This is a genomic window from Colwellia sp. 75C3 (assembly GCF_002836255.1).
Lineage (GTDB): Bacteria > Pseudomonadota > Gammaproteobacteria > Enterobacterales > Alteromonadaceae > Colwellia.
The window spans coordinates 735,429-754,633 of the sequence record NZ_PJAU01000033.1 but is presented as its reverse complement, the minus strand read 5'-3'; the positions used below and the strand labels follow the sequence as shown (position 1 = coordinate 754,633).

Below are 19,205 nucleotides of genomic sequence, written 5' to 3'. Positions count from 1 at the left end.
TTAGATAGCCAAAATGTCGTCAAGTTTAGTTACAAAATTGTCATACCACTCTTTCTTTTCTTTGCATTCGGTTAACATTTTTTCTTGATATTCTTTATCTGAAGCCGCGTTGCTTAGGCTTTCAATAGTCTCTGCCATCTTATTATCTATCTCATCCATTTGCTTCAATAAGATATCTTTTGCATTTTCGTAATTGTTTTTTGCGTTTTTTTCGAAGGCATCAAAATTTTCTTTTTTGGTAACTCGAATACTGTTTTCTAATTCAGCCCAAGGGCCTGACATATCAACATACTCTTCAGTCTCAGTTTTATATATATCTCGTTTTTTCATCCATAAAAAGCCATGTCTTTCTGTACGAACAAATACTTCTGTTTTCTTTTCTCGTGTCGCATTGCTCAATAATAATTTTGTATCCGGCATACTCATAGAGACAGATTGAAAATTTCTCATCTCCATATCCTTATCATCAGGAAATGACTTATCCAGTATTTTAGCTACAAACTCTTGGTACTCATCCTTAAAATCATTCAGGCTTTCAATCTGTTCTTTGTTAATTGCATCCGATAAAATTTCTTCGATATTATCAAATAGATATTCGCACTCCCTTTCTGCTTTTGTAAATGCCATCTTAGCTTCGGAAGGTTTTACTTCACTCTCAAATTTCCCTTGTAATTCATCGAGTAAGTCATTAATTTTGTTGTCTATGTGTGACCTTGATTTTTTTGCGCCTGCGGAAATATGATATTTTGACGATTTGACTTTGCTTCTAAAGTCATTAGCCTGCTTTATGGTTGATTTATCTTCTGTAGCTTTTTTAAGTTTATCAACAATATCTTGCATATCATTTTCATTCTTTTCAATTAACTCATTTAACTTATCAATACCTTCTGCTTTAGCCATTACTCCCGAGAATGAGTCAACCGCGTCTTTTAGTTTTGCTGGGATAGCATGCTTTGCTATAAAATTATCGAGAAGTGCTTCAACAATAGGAATACCACTTAATATTTCGGCTTGTTTAGCATCGTTCTTACTACCTTTTTCAGATTGTAGTCGCTCATTAATACTATTGTAGGTACTTTTACTAATAGAGTCTTTTACATGCTCCAACATATTCATATCAGGCTCTTCAATAAAAAGATCGGTGTAATTATTTAAATCACCTTTCTGCCTTCTAGTTAATGATTCTTTACCTTCAAATTCACTCACTCGTAATAACTTTGCCAATTCTGCCGAGGCAGGCACAATAATAGGATTATCAATACCGTTGTATTGTAAGTATTCTTTAACGTTTTTTAACGCTTTCCCAACGGACTCTCCTTTTTCAGGATCAAAATTATCAATTTTGTTAGCTATAAAGATAAAGCGATCTTGAGCCTCTCGCCCACCTTGATTCATAGCTTCTTTAATCATATTCAACAATGTTTTGTCATCATCAGTACTTAATTGAGTTGCATTGAGTACATATAAAACCATCGACATATTTTTGGCTGAAATAGCTTTAGTTGTTGCTTGGCGGTGCTCAGAATCTCTTGAGTTATTTGGCCCTGGGGTATCAACTAACACAAGACGAATACTTTCTCTTTCTTTGACCGCTGGGATATTTCCTTTTATTTCAATAACTGAAGTGTTTTTATCATCATTCCATCGTTCCATTAACTTCGCATCAGCTAGTTGCCAGTCATCTATCATATCTTGCTTATGATCTGTACGCTTTGCCGTAAATTGAGTTTCATCATCATGGTCTGAAATTTTTGCTATGGTCGCGGTACATGCTTCATTTTTAGCTGGCATTAATTCTTTACCTAGCATGGCATTTATTACCGTAGACTTACCGGATGACATAGTGGCAATGACATTTACTTCAAACTCGGGTGCTAATGCGCCTTCAAAATTTAAAGCCATTTCGTCGGTACGAAATTCATCAAAAGGACCTTCTTTTGCCTCGTTGTACAAAGCTATCAATTTAGTCACTTTGTTATCAACAGTCTCGTTCGTTGTGTTACAAGTTAATTTAATCGTACACTTAGAGTTTTTGTTGTGGATAAATACAGCATCTTTAACGTCTTCAGAATCTAATAAAGCCCCAGTAAAGACAAAATATATGTCCTTTGAGTTATAAGTCTTTAATACTGTATCAAACAGTTTGTCTATCCATTGTTGTAACCTTTTTTGTGATGTTATATCAACTAAAGGGCCATCATCTAGCGTGCGTCCATTGATTTTAAAAACTGATTTTACCGTGTATGGGTTGTAGGCTAACTCTAATTTTAATGCACTCATTTTTAGTCCTTAATTTATTTATTTTTTTTATGTTTCTTAATTTTTGGTTTTTTCTTTCTTTTAGCTTTCAGCTTCGTCGTTTTTTTAACACTAGGTTTTTTAAAATCGTTTAGCTGGTTACTATTTTTTAACAGTTCAATCTCTAGCATTTCCTCTAGTAATGGAATCCCGGTAATAATATCTGCCTCAATCAACCTACCAATAGATATCTCGGTTCCTGCTAGGGTTAGAGTTTCGTGTTTGTCTATATTTCTAGCTTTTTTTTGTGCTTGTTCTAAATGCTTGTTCTGAACTTTTGTATTAAGGCTTGCATCTTTATAGTCGGTAGAAAACTCAAATAAACATTCAATAGTATGAAGAATTTTTTTCTGCTTTCTGCTTGAGAACGGTAATTCACTTTTGTTTTTATGAGCTTCTATTAGCTCTCTAATTTCAAGCGATGTCAGACTCATTATTGGTACAACTACAGGTCTAAAATAACCTATTTCATTTAAATACTTACGAATCTTGCTTATCAATGCTTTTGGACTTTCCCCCCCTTCAACATCAAGTTGATCCATTTTATTTACAGCAAAAACAATTTTTGTTTTTTGGCCTTTTTCATTTAAGTCATTTAACAAATTAGTTAATAAAATACGCTCATCATCTACGCCAAATTGTGAAGCATTCATAATACAGAGCACAAACCCAAACGGATTATTCGCGATAATGTTATGTGTAATCTCGGAATGTGATTTATCGGAAGAGTTGTTTGGGCCTGGAGTATCAAGAAAAGATATAATGTTTTTGTGATTATCTATGTGAGGAAAATCCCCTTGTATTTCGATACTTTCAAAACCACCATTATTCCATTCCGATAATTTATCCTCTTGTGCGCTGATTTCCTCCCAATCAGACTCACATCCCTCTTTGGTAATGTAGCGCGCTTTAATATGATCTAAACCGTCAATATCTTCTATTTTATAGACTGTTGCTGTACATGCTTCATTCATTGAAGGAAGCAATGGCAAGCCTAACATAGCGTTAAGAGTCGTTGATTTTCCTGAACTCATTGTTGCAATAACCGCAACACTAAATACGTCTTTGTTATTTTTCTTAAGTGTCATCTTGTATTTTCCGATTCAGTTTGTGGGCAAAGTTTAAAAGTGCTTTGATGCGCAGAACGATTCCAATATTTATTGTCGTTATTTTATTTAACTCATTTACTCTAAATACCCCTTAATATCTTCCCTTAGCCTTTTTTCTAATATAGTTGGCGAAATAACTTTTACATGTGGTATCCAATACTTAATAATTGGTAAAATCTGTTGTTCGTTTGCAACCGTAGTGGTGACAATCAAGCTACCATCGTCACACGTTTTTGTGATTTCCTGCTCTGGTATTAGATGTCGTCTGGTGAAGTAATCAGCAACATCAGCACTAACTTTTAAGACCACTTCTAATTTCTCATCACTAAACCAAATGGTTTCTTCATCTACAATTTTTTTATCAATAGAAGTGTTACGTTTAAAACCCTCTTGAGTTTCCCAAACGCTACTCATTTTACTCACTGAAAATGTTTTTAATTTCCCATTGTCTACACCCGCTAGGTACCAGATACCCTTATAATTTATTAGCTTATAAGGTTGAATGTTTTGGTAGTCTTTTGCTTTGTAATAGAAGTGAATACATTGTGTCGCATTGATAGATTTTTCAAGTTTACTGAAAAGTTGTTTAGATGCTTGGTCAGTTAATGATTCATAATTATGCGGCTTAACTAAAAAAGCAGACTCACTCTCTACATCCATAATAGACTTTAGAAAATTATCATCTAATGTAGGGAAAAGCTCTCGTATGCCACTGATGGCTGCGAAGTTTTGGATGACTTTGTGGCTTAATTTACCGATGGATTGTGTATCCATCTTCCATAAATTATCAGACTTGATCAGTGATAAAAAACTTAAGCGCTGAGTGATGTCTCGTTGAATGGTTCTCTCAGATGTACTAAACCGCTCAGCTAAACTGGTTGTACATATGGATTCGCCGTTATTGAGCATCCCAATAATCTCGGCAAGTCTTTCTGCTAATTTTATATCAGCCATATGTCCTTATATATCCCTATTACTTCTAGTTATTGAAACTATACAGGTTGGCTTGGACAGGTGGTGTCCAAGAAGTATTTAATCCTTTCTTATTTTAAAACTAACACTGTTTTTAGATTTTTGCACTAAAATACTAATGTAATCCCTTGATTTAAAGCAACTTATCCAGCCTTGAATCATCAATCGGTGGGCCTATTGTCAAAGATAGGCTCACAACTCTAGCCCAAAGCCACGCCAACACTGGTTCACACAAATATCTCAACACCTGTCAATCTGCTCACATCTGAGTTGCTGGTCCTATGCTGGTCTATTTGAGTAGATTTCACTGATTTTGTCGACTGCGGCGACCGAACTTGAGCTAACTTTTTTCAGTAAAAAACTCTGTCGCCGCGGTCACGGCAAATGTTGAAATTTTTTTAGATGCTATTTTTTTGAAAGATTGGGTTTGAACTGATAGGTTTGTAGATTTTATTCTGGGGAAGAAGATGCTGTGAGAAGTTTATTTAGCTGTAGAAACAACAAAGGCGCAACCGAAGTCACACCTTTATTCATTCCCTGACCACTGCAAATCCATTTAATCTAGTATTAAGCCCTGTAATACTATCGCCATCCTAGCGAACCAATCCTTGGTTTTTCTCTTTGACACTATCCTAGTATCTGTCTAATTCCATTCCCTGACAATTGAGTCACTTCCTGTAACCCCGCGCTTCCTAGCTGTGATAATAATACGTCACTTCGACTAATTGGGCCATATGGTTACATATAAAAACAATTGTCTTTTTTATGGTTACTACTTTCGTTGACGATTAATAGACCGACTATTCATGATGTTACATCACTTTTGATAGCTAAGGTGGTTAGAGTTTCTACCTCAAATTGCAGACATGTCTTACAAAGCACATGGAGAAATAGCCAACGATTTGGTCAATGGATTTGAGCAGAAATAGCTTTTACTGTTTCCCGAGGTTGCGGCGACAAGACTATCTGCTTTTTAGGTACATTTTTCTGTTGGTGTTGATACACCCGATTTCTAACTTTGCTAAAAACAGCTTAGAAACTCTTTTCAGTATGTACTAGGATTTAGCTGTGGCGTATTTCAGTGAGCTAGGTGTCTGGTTCATTCTGCTAATTCTCACTAGTTTTTTGGCGACGACGACGTCAATGATTAGCTAAATTTTTTGGGGCTTTTAAAATGCGTTTGGGTGAGGCTGTTGGGTGAAAGTATATCAACGGTAAGCTAATACTCTGTTCAACTTTAACTATGTACTTCTTAATGGGGTAATCAGATATTTTTAAGGGTTTTTTATTAACTCACTAAGTAAAAATAATACTAAGAATTATTCATGTGCTTTGAAGTAAGTTCTATCAGATGGTTAACTTTTTTGAAAAAAATAGGTGATGGGGGAATATAAATAATTTTTAGTAGTTTCGTTGTCGCCGTCGTCGAGGTTTGAGCAACATACAGAAAAATTTGATACCAGCCATGGACCGGAACTTTGAGGTAAGGAAATTTAACTTTGAGTAAACTGACCGAAAGGGTTGTACTACATGATGAAAATGGTGGGCCTTCGCAGACTTGAACTGCGGACCTGCCGATTATGAGTCGGATGCTCTAACCAACTGAGCTAAAGGCCCATTTTCACATGTATGGCCTGTTCTATTCTAATATCTTAATTAGTGCAATCAAATGAGTGAACTAACAAAGCGGGTGCAGTATAAGCATTTTTTATTTTGTTGTCACCTAATGAACTTTAAATAATCGTGTTTTTTTACTGAACGCTCATTTCTTAAACAAACCAGCACAGATAAGCGCTAAAAACGATAAGTTATACCGACACTCACTTCAGTTTGAAACCAAATATCGCTAGAAATATATATTGCGCAAGTTTCAACATCACAAAATATTGCGCTATCGGAGTTAAAAAATGTTCCGTAAACGCGGCTATCGAACCTTAAGCTAACACGTTCACTCAATTCAATTTTCGACGCTAAGCCAATATTAACTGAAAATCGTGTCTCATCACTGAGTTGGTCATCTTTGGGAGCAAGGTGAGTTAACCCAAAACCGCCGGTAGCATAAATAGGAACGACACCATCTGATAGCTGAACATTGCCGCCAAGGTGGGCATAAGTAATACCAAGACCGGTATTACTTGCTGAAAAATCACCCGACTCTGAGAAATCAGTATCATAATGGCTTATTAAGAATTCACCTTGTCGCTTTCGATCAAAAGACCAAGCGGTTAATAGACCGTAACTTGTTCCATCACTTAACTCTATTCTATTGTGAACCTCATCTTGAGTCGTATCAAAATCACCACCAAAGCGATAGCCAATCAATGGGGTAATCTCTACGTTAAGTGCTTGTTTTGCAATGGAAGGCATAGAGATGGTGGCAAGAGTGCAAGCAATAGCGAATATAATGCGCATAAAAGTTCCTATCTTAGAATGTAAAAAGAGTAAGTTAGAATGACTAACTTACTCTTTTTTAACTGTATTTAAAACTGTATTTTAAATACTATTTTTTATTCACCATCTAAGAAACTTTTAAGCTGCTCTGAACGAGATGGATGACGTAACTTACGTAACGCTTTCGCTTCAATTTGACGAATACGTTCACGTGTTACATCAAATTGCTTACCAACCTCTTCAAGAGTATGATCAGTATTCATATCAATACCAAAGCGCATTCTCAGTACTTTAGCTTCACGAGCTGTTAACCCTGCAAGAACTTCATGAGTAGCACCTTTTAGGTTCTCTGAAGTAGCTGAATCAACCGGAAGTTCGCCACTACCATCTTCAATAAAGTCACCTAAATGTGAATCTTCATCATCACCGATTGGCGTTTCCATTGAAATTGGCTCTTTAGCTATTTTCAATACTTTACGAATCTTGTCTTCAGGCATAACCATACGTTCAGCTAATTCTTCTGGCGTAGGCTCACGACCCATTTCTTGTAACATTTGACGAGAAACACGGTTTAGTTTGTTAATCGTTTCAATCATGTGCACAGGAATACGAATGGTACGGGCTTGGTCAGCAATAGAACGAGTAATTGCCTGACGGATCCACCACGTAGCATAAGTTGAGAACTTATAACCACGACGGTATTCAAATTTATCAACGGCCTTCATTAAACCGATGTTACCTTCCTGAATTAAATCAAGGAACTGTAAACCACGGTTAGTGTATTTCTTCGCAATGGAGATAACTAAACGTAAGTTAGCTTCAACCATTTCTTTTTTCGCACGACGAGCTTTCGCTTCACCGATAGACATACGACGGTTGATGTCTTTAATGCCGTGAATATTTAAGTTTGTTTCTTCTTGAATTTGATTCAGTTTGTAGATGCAACGCTCTACATCATGCTCAACATCGCCAAGCTTAGCTGAGTATGGGTTACCGGCAGATTTTTCTGCTTCAAACCATTCTTTTGACGTTTCGTTACCTGGGAATATTTTGATAAACGTCGTTTTAGGCATGCCAGCACCAACAACACAATGCTTCATGATTAAACGTTCTTGAACACGTAATCTGTCCATCATGCTACGCATGTTTTTGACTAACTTATCAAATAATTTAGGGATTAAACGGAATTCTTTAAAGACTTCAGCAACCGCATCAATAGCTTCTTGAGCATCTTTATGACCGCGGCCTTTCTGATCCACTATTTTGGTAGCATTCTCATGAGCTTCACGTAACAGAGTGAATTTTTCACGTGCTAGCTCTGGATCTGGACCAGTATCTTCTTCTTCTTCGTCTTCTTCTTCATCGCCTTCTTTCTTTTCGCTATCTTCATTAGCCAAATCTTCTTTAGAAAGTTCGCTACCAACATGAGTCGCTGCAGCAGGTACATCTTCATCTTCGGCATCTGGGTCTAAAAAGCCAATAATAATATCAGTTAAGCGAACTTCTTCTGCTTCGAAGTTATCCCACATATCTAATAAAAAGTTTATCGCTGGCGGATATTCAGAAACACTGCGCTGAACTTCTTTAATACCTTCTTCTATACGCTTAGCAATGACGATTTCGCCTTTACGCGTTAGAAGTTCAACAGTACCCATTTCACGCATATACATACGTACAGGATCTGTTGTTCGACCAATTTCACTCTCTACCGTTGCAAGCGCTTGTGCTGCTGCTTCGGCTGCATCTTCATCAGTATTACCTTCGCTCATCATCAAGGTATCTTGATCAGGAGCGTTTTCAAATACTTGAATACCCATATCGTTAATCATACTAACGATATCTTCAACTTGATCAGAGTCGATAATGTCTTGTGGAAGATGATCATTAACCTGCGCAAACGTTAAATAACCTTGTTCTTTACCTTTGGTTATCAGGTCTTTAAGTCTTGATTGAGGGGCTGGTTCCATTGACGAGTGTCCACCTGTATATTATAAATATGGGATGTAAAATATGCGCTTTATACATTAGTAAAAGCTAATAAATGACGCAATAAAGCCGGAAATTATAGCGAATTTCAAAGACATTTACCAGCTAATATGCTGTCTTAATCGCTTGTTAACATTTCAAGCTATATAATAGCTCTTATCTTATTTAATACTCGCTGCATCTGAAGATGCTTGCTAAGTATAGCTAAAACTAACAGTTAAGCATTTAGTATTGCTTGTAACTCTTGCTTTTCTTCAGCTGTCATTTGTCCAGCGCGTGCTTTTTGTAATAATACTTCAGCTCGCTGCTCAACAAAGTTATTCAATAACTTCTCAATACTATCAAGAAAAACATCAGTTGCTGCATCAGCTTCTACATGGTGCTGCCAACACATCAACTTTGCTAATTGTGATCCCTGCTCAGTACCACGAAAGTATTCAAGCAATTGCGGTGACTTAATATCAGGGTTTTGCTGACACACACCAAGTACCTGCATTAACAAAGGTATTCCTGGTGCCGTTAGCGGCTGCAACACACTAATTTCACCTAAGCTATTTGCTATATGGGGATGCTCTAACAATAAAGCAAGTGCTAACCTCACGGGTGTTACTTTTGTGCTTACTTTAACGGGTGACTTAACAACTTCACCTTGTAAACTTTTGGTAAACTTTGCAAGAAAATGCTCGCTACCGGTACCAAAATTATTAGCTACTTCATTAATCATGGCGTCTTTTAAAGTACTAGCAGGCAGCTTTGATAAATACGGTTGGAATGACTCAACTAAAGCTGACCTTCCTTCTAGGGAGCTCATATCAACTTTCTGCATGAGTTGCTCAAAAAGGAATTTGGATAACGGCATGGCGTTATCAATAATTGTTTCAAAAGCTTTTTGCCCTTGAGTTCTTATTAAAGAGTCAGGATCTTCACCATCTGGTACAAAAACAAATTTTAACGAAAAGCCATCTCGAATAAGCGGTAAGGCATTTTCCATTGCTCGCCACGCAGCTTCACGCCCGGCTCTGTCGCCATCATAACAACAGATAACATCGGGCACAGTACGAAATAATGTTTGTAATTGCTCAAAAGTAGTCGCTGTACCTAGCGATGCAACAGCGTAATCAACACCGTGTTGTGCTAACGCCACGACATCCATATAACCTTCAACCACAATTAAACGCTTAAGCTGTTTGTTGGCTTGTTTGGCTTCATGCAAACCATAAAGCTCTTGGCCTTTATGATACACACGTGTTTCTGGCGAGTTTAAATACTTGGGCTTTTCATCACCTAAAACGCGCCCACCAAAGCCAATGACTCGTCCACGTTTATCACTAATAGGAAACATGATACGACCACGAAAGCGATCATAAGGTCGCTTTTTATCACCCGCAATGGCCATACCTAAATCAATTAATTGCTGATTAGCTTGACCATTACGTGAGAAGCTACTCATCATACCGTCCCAAGCGTCACTTATGTAGCCAATACCAAAGCGCTTAACAACCTCGCCACTTAGCCCTCGAGCTTTTAAATAGTCGATAGCTTTGTCTTTATCACTAGCCACTTTTAATTGCTGCTGGAAAAAACGACTAATTTGCGACATTAGCTCATAGTCATCTTGTTTTTGCTGGTAAACTTGTTGCTGTCGACGTTGTTCCTCTGGACTGGCAGTATTTTCTTCTCGGACCACTTCCATTCCGCAATGGGAAGCAAGCTCTTCAACTGCATCAACAAAATCAAGACGATCGAATTCCATCAAAAAAGAAATAGCATTGCCGTGTTCGCCACAACCAAAGCAGTGATAAAACTGTTTATCTTGGCTTACAGTAAACGAGGGGGATTTTTCATTATGAAATGGGCAACAGGCTTGGTAGTTTTTACCCGCCTTTTTTAACGGTACTCGGCCATCAACGAGATCAACAATATCTGCTCTGCTGAGTAAGTCATCAATAAATTGTCGAGAAATGCGTCCAGCCATAATGTTTAAGCGTCACCGTTAAAGGAAAAATATTATACCAATCGGGCTAATTTATTGATCACTTAGCGAGAATTAAAAGGCTTAGAGGCAAGGCATTGATTGAAGAGAATGGTTATTCCCTTGTCAAAATTAATAACGCCGCATGTAAGCCTTTTAAACTCGCCCTTCGGGGGCTCATTAGCAAACTGACAACTTCACAAAATGAATGAAATATAGAATAACTATGTTTAAGTCATTTTATTTGTTTTAAGCTCGCTAATGAAGACCTAAGCTGACCAATAAATTAATCCGTTTGGTATTACCTGCGTATTCTACACAATACGAGTAAGAATGTAGCTGACTATTTTAAATTCCAGCGAGATAAAATTTATTCCGCATCATAAAAAAAAGGCATAAAAAAACCGTAATAGCCTAGGCGATTACGGTTTTATTTAATGCACTAAATATAGTGGTAGCTATAAAGCCCGACTATAAACCTTGAAGACCTGCTCTTACTTGACCGCTTACAGCGCCCATGTCAGCTTTGCCTTGCATTAAAGGTTTTAACACTGCCATTACTTTACCCATATCAGCCATAGAGGCTGCTCCAGATTCAACAATTGCTTTGCTTATTAATTCATTAATTTCTTCTGCACTAAGCGGCTGTGGCATAAAAAAGTTTAAAGCAACAACTTCTTCTGCTTCTTTTTCTGCCAATTCATCACGACCACCTTCAGTAAACATCTTAATGGACTCTTTGCGCTGTTTAACCATTTTGGTTAAAATCACAATGATATTCTCATCAGTTGCTTCGGTTTTATGATCAATTTCTGCTTGCTTGATTGCAGAAATTGCCATGCGAATTACACCAAGACGTAATTTGTCTTTAGCTCGCATAGCAGTTTTCATTTCATCTTTGAGTTGTATTAGAAGTGACATCTATATCAATCTCTTAGAGTAGTTATACTAAGATAATTCTTAGTACATGCGAACGCGACGAGCGTTCTCACGAGAAACTTTTTTCGCAGCACGTTTAACGGCAGCGGCTTTCTTACGTTTACGTTCCCAAGTCGGCTTTTCATAACATTCGCGACGACGAACTTCTGAAAGGATTCCTGCTTTTTCACATGAACGTTTAAAACGACGTAATGCAACGTCAAATGGTTCGTTTTCTCTTACTTTAATTACTGGCATGTACTTTATTACCTTAGGGTAGCTATATAAATTGGCGACTGATTTCGACTGAATAATGCAATTATTTGCAATATTTGTCTCATCTACACCCACTCTATTAAAAATTTGGTGTCGTATTCTACTGCTAAGCCATCACTAATGTAAAGGTTAATTTAAGGGCTATCGCTCTTTCAGGATTAAAATCAGCTGGTGTCTATCTTATAAACACAGTAAAATTGCCTCGCCAATAGTTACTCGTATTGCGATTAGTGATTGTTGGTTACTGTTCCTATTTTTTGAACCGTATTTTTGAGCCTTCTTTTTAAGCTTTTTTTGAGAGTATATTTATGCGTATTTTGGGTATTGAAACTTCTTGTGATGAAACTGGCATCGCCATTTATGATGACGGCCAAGGAGATAGTCCTGAAGGCATACTCGCTCATCGTTTATATAGTCAAATAGCTGTTCATGCCGATTACGGTGGTGTAGTACCTGAACTTGCCTCAAGAGATCATGTTCGTAAAACGATACCTTTAATTAAACAAGTATTAGCCGATGCCAATCTTACGCCTCAAGATTTAGATGGTGTTGCTTATACTGCAGGCCCAGGATTAGTTGGTGCTCTCTTAGTAGGTTGCTCAATTGGTCGAAGCTTGGCTTATGGTTGGGATTTACCAGCGGTTCCTGTACACCACATGGAAGGCCATTTATTAGCTCCCATGCTTGAAGATGATGTTCCTGAGTTTCCTTTTGTCGCGTTATTAGTTTCTGGCGGACATACTATGTTAGTTCGTGTTGACGCTATCGGTGAATACAAACTCTTAGGCGAATCCGTTGATGATGCTGCTGGTGAAGCTTTCGATAAAACAGCTAAGCTACTAGGCTTAGACTATCCTGGTGGACCTGCTCTATCCAAGATGGCTGAAAGTGGTGAAGCAGGTCGTTTTAAATTACCTCGTCCTATGACAGACAGACCTGGTTTAGATTTTAGTTTTAGTGGTTTAAAAACAGCAGCTGGTACTTTAGTTCGTAAGCAGTGTATTAATATTGAGCCTGCTTTATCTGCAGACCAATTGAAAAAAACTCATGCTGATATCGCCCATGCTTTTCAGCAAGCAGTAGTAGATACGTTGGCAATAAAGTGCAAACGCGCTTTGCTACAAGAAAAGTTAAGTCGATTAGTTATTGCTGGTGGTGTAAGCGCAAATACAGCTTTGCGAGAGCAACTTGCGATAACGACAAAGAAACTGGGCGGTAGTGTTTTTTACCCTCGTCCAGAATTTTGTACTGATAACGGCGCCATGATTGCTTATGCTGGCATGCAACGCTTAAAAGCTGGCACCGATGCTGACTTAACTTTTAAAGCTAATCCCCGTTGGCCGCTAGATTCTCTACCATCAGTAAAATTGTAAGCAAGATAACTATCGTACGTCCTGAATTTTGTACTACTCATATTCGGGACTAAATGATTGCTTATGCTGGTATGCAACGTTTAAAAGCGGGCACAGATGCTGATTTAACTTTTAAAGCTAATCCGCGCTGGGCGCTAGATTCTCTACCATCAGTAAAGTAACCAAAAAGTAACGATAGTACGTCCTGAATTTTGCACTACTCATATTCGGGACTAAATGATTACTTATGCTGGTATGCAACGTTTAAAAGCGGGCACAGATGCTGACTTAACCTTTAAAGCCAACCCTCGATGGGCTTTGGATTCACTTCCATCAGTAAAGTAGCAACTGCATAGAGCGAAAAAATCACCTGTATGCATTAGCCTATGGGTGACTTATTAATGACGTTCATAGATGATTATCTAAATTTTATGAGTGATTTTACTTTCAGTGCCGTTTAATAAACGTTTAATGTTCTCTCGGTGGCGAAAGATTATCAACGCGCTAAGCATCAAGGTTGGGTAAACATAGAGCGGTTTTAAAAAGTAAACATAAAGTGGGGCGAGAGATACGGTGACAATGGCCGCTAGGCTAGAGTACTTACTAAACTTAACCACTAATACCCACGTTAGAATTAATAATCCCCCCAACGTAAAACCAATAGGAAGTAAAGTTCCCAGTGCTGTAGCTACGGCCTTTCCCCCTTTAAAGTTAAAAAATATGGGATACATGTGGCCTAAGCAAGCAGATACGCCAATTAAGCCTAAATACAACGCATCAATTTTTAAAAAATAAGCGCCCCACACAGGGATAGTGCCCTTAACAATATCTAAAAATAATACTGTTGCAGCAGTAAGCTTATTGCTCATGCGCAATACATTTGTTGCACCCGGATTTTGCGATCCCGTCGTTCTTGGATCCGGTAATCCTAAAAATTTACAGACTAATATCGCACTCGAGATAGAGCCTATTAAATAAGCGGCAATGATCATAGTGAAAATGAGTAGTAACATCTAAGTAACAAATCCATTAGTGAGTATAATAAAGGGAATTCTTATTCTATCTGCATCTCTGCTAGTTTTTCTAGCGCTTCGCAGGTAAAATCGCCCCTTATTTTGTAACAATTGCATAACTACTGCAAATAGTTAATACAAATAATTCTTCTAACAGTATTTCACAGCATTATAGGTAAGTCATGGATAAGGTGTTCATTAAGGGTTTAAGTATTCAAACCACTATTGGTTTTTTTCAGTGGGAAAAAGAAATAAAGCAAACCTTGGTCATAGATTTAGCCATGGGTTGGGATACAGCAAGTGCGGCGCAAAATGACGAGTTGGCTAAAACGTTAGATTATGCTGATATTTCAGTGGCTATAGAACGCTTTGCTAACGACAACCCCGTTGACTTAATTGAAACACTTGCTGAACGCTTAGCGAGTTATTTGATGACGCAATATCATATCCCATGGTTAAGGCTTAGTATTGGCAAACCTGGCGCTGTACATAATGCACAAACCGTTGGTGTAGAAATAGAACGTGGCAAAAAAACCACTGAGTCTTCAACTTAATGGCTCAAATATATATATCATTGGGCACTAATATTGACCGTGAGCATTATGTTAAACAAGGTCTACTCTCATTAGCCAAAGAATTTGGTCTGCCTTTTGAACAGTTAACATTGTCTTCATTATTTGAAAGTGAAGCTGTGGGATTTAATGGTGCTGCTTTTTATAATATGGTCATTGGCATTAACTGTTCACAGAGTGTTGAGCAAGTCGCGATAATATTACGCGCAATAGAGTTTTCTCACGGTCGTGACCATAGCGCTAAAAAGTTTAGCCCACGTAGCTTAGATCTTGATTTGTTATTATATGATGATTTGATTATTGACTCGCCCGCACAACTTCCTCGTGATGAAATCACTAAGAATGCTTTTGTATTATGGCCTCTGAGTCAAGTTGCACCTGAGCTTGCCCACCCAATTTCAAAACAAAACTATCGAGATTTATGGCACGGTTATAACAAAACTAGCCAGCAACTTAGCATTGTCGCTAACTGCTGGTAAAGTAGCATATTTACTCCATCAAAAAAGTTAAAGGACGACTAACGACACATGAGCACTTTAGAAATATTTATCCTTGCATTATTGCAAGGCTTGACCGAATTTTTACCTATTTCAAGTTCCGCGCATTTAATTTTGCCTTCACAAATTTTAGGCTGGAAAGATCAAGGTTTAGGTTTTGACGTTGCTGTACATGTTGGTACTTTACTGGCCGTAATGATTTATTTTCGTAAAGAAGTCGGCGTTATGGCGGTTGCCTGGTTAGGTACTGTTGGCGTTGGTCCAGAGAAAGGTCGTAGCAGTTTTGATGGCAAATTAGCTTGGTGGATTTTACTTGCTACTATTCCAGCGGGTTTATTTGGTTTATTAGGTAAAGACTTTATCGAAGAAAATTTACGCTCTGCTTTAGTCATTGCCTTAACGACATTACTCTTTGGTTTCCTGTTAGGTTTTGCTGATATTAAAGCCGGTAATCGCACTGAACATAAACCTATGGATAAGTTAGGCCTTAAAGGTGCAATGTTAATTGGCTTAGCACAAGCTGTAGCGTTAATTCCGGGAACTTCACGTTCAGGCATTACCATGACAATTGGTTTGATGTTAGGTTTAAGCCGCGACAATGCTGCTCGTTTTTCATTTTTACTTTCTATCCCTGCTATCGCGATGGCAGGTAGTTATTTAACGTTAAAATTAGTTTTATCAACAGAAAGTGTCGATTGGTTTGCCATGGGTTTAGGCAGCTTAATAGCATTTTTTAGCGCCTATGCATGTATCCATTATTTCCTTATTTTATTAGAAAAATTGGGGATGATGCCATTTGTTATCTATCGCTTAATTCTAGGTGTTGGCTTACTTTGGTTTATCTTAGGCTAAATTTCACCTTGCCTAAGTTTCGTAAATCGACAATGCAAACAGCACCAATTTCCTGTTGAAAACATGATTATCAACATATTACCAACACATTCGAGAATACAAATATGATTGCCATTACCCTAGATAACTTTCAGCAAATGGTTGTTGAAGAATCAAAAAACAAGTTAGTACTTGTTAGCTTTTGGGCAGAACAAGTACCCGAAAGTGTTGAATTAAGAGATAAACTAGCCGTTAAATTGTCAAATTTAAGTGAGCATATAACGTTGGCGACAGTTGACTGTCAAAGCCAAGGACAAATTGCTCAACAATTTGGTATTCAAGGCGTACCAACAGCGATATTACTCAAAGATGCCCAACCTCTTGATGGTCTTTCTGGACCACAAGATGATGAAAGCATCGCGGTATTTTTAGATAAACATTTGCCTAAGCAGGAAGATGTTTTACTTGAACAAGCGAAAGCGGCTCTTAACGACAACCAGTTACTTGATGCACAAAATGCTATTACGCAAGCCTATGACGTTGATAATAGTCGCGCTGATATTAAGTTAGTGTTAATTGATGTTTACTTAAAAACGGGTAAAACCACTGAAGCGAAAGCATTATTAAACACGATTATGATGGTTGACCAAGATAGTGAATATCAAGCATTAATGGCAAAAGTAGAATTAGCTGAGCAGGCAGAGAATTCGCCTGAAATAAAAGCCTTAGAAGCACAAATTAAAGAAATACCTGATGATGTCAGCCTGAATCAGCAACTTGCGGCGCAGTACAGTCAAGTTAATCGCCAAGAAGAAGCACTAACGATATTGTTCCGACTTGTTCAAGCTGGAGATGAGAGCACAAAGGACAAAAGCAAAGAACTCTTTCTAGATGTCTTAAAAGCATTACCTGATGGCGATCCTCTTGCACTTAAATTTCGTAGAAAACTTTATACCTTAATGTACTAAATATTGGCATATTAGCTCTAAATTTTATAGCTAGAATTAGAGACTAATTTACAAATAATAAAAAGCCCGACTCATTAATGACTCGGGCTTTTTTGTTACTTTTATCGTTGGATTTTATAATGTCTTTCTTCAGTGATGCACTATCGTTTATGGAAGATGTTCACTGGCAAGATAGTCATGTGATTGCATTTCCTGTAAACGACTTAAACAGCGTTTAAATTCAAATGCTAAGCGTCCACCACTATACAAATCTTCTAACGGCAGCTCTGCCGACATAATTAACTTCACATTACGTTCATAAAATTCATCAACTAAGGCAATAAAGCGGCGAGTAGTATCATCCGTGTCAGGACCCATTTCTTTCACATTAGCCATTAACACGGTGTGATATAGCTGACTAATCTCCATATAATCACCTTGACTACGTGCACTTTCACAAAGTACAGAAAAATCAAAATACACCACGCCATCACTCATTAAAACGGTTTCTAATGGACGATTATGAATCTCGATAAATTGCCCTGCTTTACCCTCATCGCTCGATAGTTGTTTGAAATAGTGTTTTAAGTTTTCATCCGCTTGGGCATCAAGGGGGTAATGGAATATTTCCGCCTGCTCTAAGGTTCTTAAACGGTAATCAACGCCGCTATCAACATTAACGATGAGAGTATGTTCATTGATTAGTCTGATAGCCGGTAAAAAACGCTCACGTTGCAAACCATTACGATAAAGTTCATCTGGAATAATATTAGATGTCGCGACTAAGGTTACATTATGAGCAAATAACTCCTCAAACAATGTACCTAAAATCATGGCATCAGTGATGTCTGATACAAAAAACTCATCGAAACAGATAATTTGTGTTTCTGCAGCAAACTTTTTAGCAATGATTTTTAGTGGATCAGATTGTCCGGTTAAGCTTTTAAGCTCTTGATGAACTCTGTGCATGAAACGATGAAAGTGCACGCGCATTTTATTATTAAAAGGTAAGCTGTCAAAAAAAGTATCAACCAAATAGGTTTTTCCTCGACCGACACCGCCCCAAAAATACAAACCTTTAACAGGTTGCGCTTCTTGTTTTTTATAAACTTTTTTCCAACGATTAAGTACTTTTTTAAAACCCGAAACCGCTAAAGGTTTATTTTGTAAGTCATCATATAAACGTTGCAGGTGAATAACAGCATTTTCTTGTGCTGCATCAAAAAGAAAATCATCTCTGGTTAAATCTTGCTTATACTTATCTAGAGGAGAGAGCTTTATCATTGAGAACCTATATTAATTTTAATCAATTATTAATGCGTAAAAATACACTTGAAAAAGTCACTTTTGCCACGATATTTTTACTAAGTAAATTGTTTTGATGGTAGTATAATCTATCTCGGCAACATATTTAATTTCTAATTACAATGTAAGGTACACCCTATGAATGTAGTAATCGCTCTCGTTATTTTTATCATCGGCGGAATTGGTGGTTTTTTCGCAACTCGTCTTCTTTCTAACACAAGCCAAGAGCAACGTAAATTAGCGGACCAAGTTACTAAAAGTGAAACCGCTTTAGACCAATATAAGCTTGATGTTGCCGAGCATTTATCGAGTTCTGCTAAGTTACTTGACCAAATGAATAATACTTGCCAAACGGCAATGAAACAAATGCAAGAAAGTACCCAATTACTGCAAAAAGCAACAACAGCAGAAGTTGAAGGTATGCCATTTTTTTCTGCTGAAACTCAACAACAATTAGCGCAAACAGCGACTTTACGTCATCAAAAACGTAGTTCTGAAACAGCTGAAGGCATGACTGAAGCTCCACTTGATTATTCAGGTAATCCAAGTGGTTTATTTGCTGACCAGAAACAAAAAGTTACAACTACAGTATGATTTGAGACATGATTTACTGAACTAAAGCCTTTTAGTTCAGTCTATTTAATAGTAATTATATATCCCCTTTACCGTCAATGTGTAGGAAAGTACATATTGATTAGTAATGGATATTAAAGTTAACTGTGCAACAGTTAACTTTTTTTAACTGTTAATTTCGGAGAGTTCTTAA

16 protein-coding genes, 1 tRNA gene and 1 pseudogene are annotated in these 19,205 nt (G+C 37.5%); 7 read left to right on the top strand and 11 right to left on the bottom strand.

All coding sequences use genetic code 11. From position 1 onward, the window contains the following. The 9 genes from CXF85_RS07680 to rpsU all read right to left on the bottom strand — a co-directional run bounded on the left by CXF85_RS07680 (window position 1) and on the right by rpsU (window position 11,904). A complete protein-coding gene (locus CXF85_RS07680; protein ID WP_101227907.1) occupies window positions 1-2,280 on the bottom strand; it encodes a dynamin family protein in 2,280 nt (759 codons plus the stop codon). A gap of 14 nt (window positions 2,281-2,294) precedes the next feature. Then, entirely contained in the window at window positions 2,295-3,386 is a 1,092-nt protein-coding gene (locus CXF85_RS07675; protein WP_101227906.1) for a dynamin family protein, read from the bottom strand. 96 nt (window positions 3,387-3,482) lie between these two features. Beyond that, complete coding sequence (locus tag CXF85_RS07670) at window positions 3,483-4,361, bottom strand: helix-turn-helix transcriptional regulator (protein ID WP_101227905.1); 879 nt, start codon at window positions 4,359-4,361, stop codon at window positions 3,483-3,485. A gap of 1,558 nt (window positions 4,362-5,919) precedes the next feature. Then, window positions 5,920-5,996 (bottom strand) — tRNA-Ile (locus tag CXF85_RS07665). A 177-nt stretch (window positions 5,997-6,173) separates the two neighbouring features. Continuing rightward, window positions 6,174-6,791: an outer membrane beta-barrel protein gene (locus tag CXF85_RS07660; protein WP_101227904.1), complete on the bottom strand. Its 618-nt coding sequence runs from the start codon at window positions 6,789-6,791 to the stop codon at window positions 6,174-6,176. 95 nt (window positions 6,792-6,886) lie between these two features. Next, a complete protein-coding gene (gene rpoD / locus CXF85_RS07655) occupies window positions 6,887-8,737 on the bottom strand; it encodes an RNA polymerase sigma factor RpoD (protein ID WP_101227903.1) in 1,851 nt (616 codons plus the stop codon). 236 nt (window positions 8,738-8,973) lie between these two features. Next, a complete protein-coding gene (gene dnaG, locus CXF85_RS07650; RefSeq protein ID WP_101227902.1) occupies window positions 8,974-10,731 on the bottom strand; it encodes a DNA primase in 1,758 nt (585 codons plus the stop codon). A 468-nt stretch (window positions 10,732-11,199) separates the two neighbouring features. Then, window positions 11,200-11,649, bottom strand: a complete 450-nt coding sequence (locus tag CXF85_RS07645) for a GatB/YqeY domain-containing protein (RefSeq protein WP_101227901.1) — start codon at window positions 11,647-11,649, stop codon at window positions 11,200-11,202. A gap of 39 nt (window positions 11,650-11,688) precedes the next feature. Then, window positions 11,689-11,904, bottom strand: coding sequence for a 30S ribosomal protein S21 (gene rpsU, locus CXF85_RS07640; protein ID WP_076420232.1), 216 nt, complete (start codon window positions 11,902-11,904; stop codon window positions 11,689-11,691). 326 nt (window positions 11,905-12,230) lie between these two features. Between rpsU and tsaD the strand changes: the two genes are divergently transcribed. Continuing rightward, window positions 12,231-13,295 carry a tRNA (adenosine(37)-N6)-threonylcarbamoyltransferase complex transferase subunit TsaD gene (gene tsaD, locus CXF85_RS07635; RefSeq protein ID WP_101227900.1) on the top strand — a complete coding sequence of 355 codons (1,065 nt, stop codon included), beginning with the start codon at window positions 12,231-12,233 and terminating at the stop codon, window positions 13,293-13,295. Between the two features lie 53 nt (window positions 13,296-13,348). Further along, a pseudogene (locus CXF85_RS23405) lies at window positions 13,349-13,456 on the top strand (tRNA (adenosine(37)-N6)-threonylcarbamoyltransferase complex transferase subunit TsaD); the annotation flags it as partial. A 240-nt stretch (window positions 13,457-13,696) separates the two neighbouring features. Here the strand turns inward: CXF85_RS23405 and plsY are convergent. Beyond that, the gene (plsY, locus tag CXF85_RS07625) at window positions 13,697-14,287 is read right to left on the bottom strand and encodes a glycerol-3-phosphate 1-O-acyltransferase PlsY (protein ID WP_101227899.1); all 591 of its coding nucleotides are present in this window, start codon (window positions 14,285-14,287) and stop codon (window positions 13,697-13,699) included. Between the two features lie 182 nt (window positions 14,288-14,469). Between plsY and folB the strand changes: the two genes are divergently transcribed. From folB to CXF85_RS07605, 4 genes are all read left to right on the top strand, one after another. After that, entirely contained in the window at window positions 14,470-14,841 is a 372-nt protein-coding gene (gene folB / locus CXF85_RS07620; RefSeq protein WP_101227898.1) for a dihydroneopterin aldolase, read from the top strand. Next, window positions 14,841-15,338, top strand: coding sequence for a 2-amino-4-hydroxy-6-hydroxymethyldihydropteridine diphosphokinase (folK, locus tag CXF85_RS07615; protein WP_101227897.1), 498 nt, complete (start codon window positions 14,841-14,843; stop codon window positions 15,336-15,338). Before folB ends, folK begins: the two co-directional genes overlap by 1 nt. A gap of 48 nt (window positions 15,339-15,386) precedes the next feature. After that, window positions 15,387-16,208: an undecaprenyl-diphosphate phosphatase gene (locus CXF85_RS07610; protein ID WP_101227896.1), complete on the top strand. Its 822-nt coding sequence runs from the start codon at window positions 15,387-15,389 to the stop codon at window positions 16,206-16,208. Between the two features lie 104 nt (window positions 16,209-16,312). Next, window positions 16,313-17,155: a tetratricopeptide repeat protein gene (locus CXF85_RS07605; protein WP_101227895.1), complete on the top strand. Its 843-nt coding sequence runs from the start codon at window positions 16,313-16,315 to the stop codon at window positions 17,153-17,155. Window positions 17,156-17,302: 147 nt separating this feature from the next. On the opposite strand, the gene zapE is transcribed toward CXF85_RS07605, so the two are convergent. Beyond that, window positions 17,303-18,418: a cell division protein ZapE gene (zapE, locus tag CXF85_RS07600; protein WP_101227894.1), complete on the bottom strand. Its 1,116-nt coding sequence runs from the start codon at window positions 18,416-18,418 to the stop codon at window positions 17,303-17,305. 159 nt (window positions 18,419-18,577) lie between these two features. Here zapE and CXF85_RS07595 point away from each other — a divergent pair, with 159 nt between their 5' ends. Continuing rightward, a complete protein-coding gene (locus CXF85_RS07595) occupies window positions 18,578-19,033 on the top strand; it encodes a YhcB family protein (protein ID WP_101227893.1) in 456 nt (151 codons plus the stop codon). Window positions 19,034-19,205 lie beyond the last annotated feature (172 nt).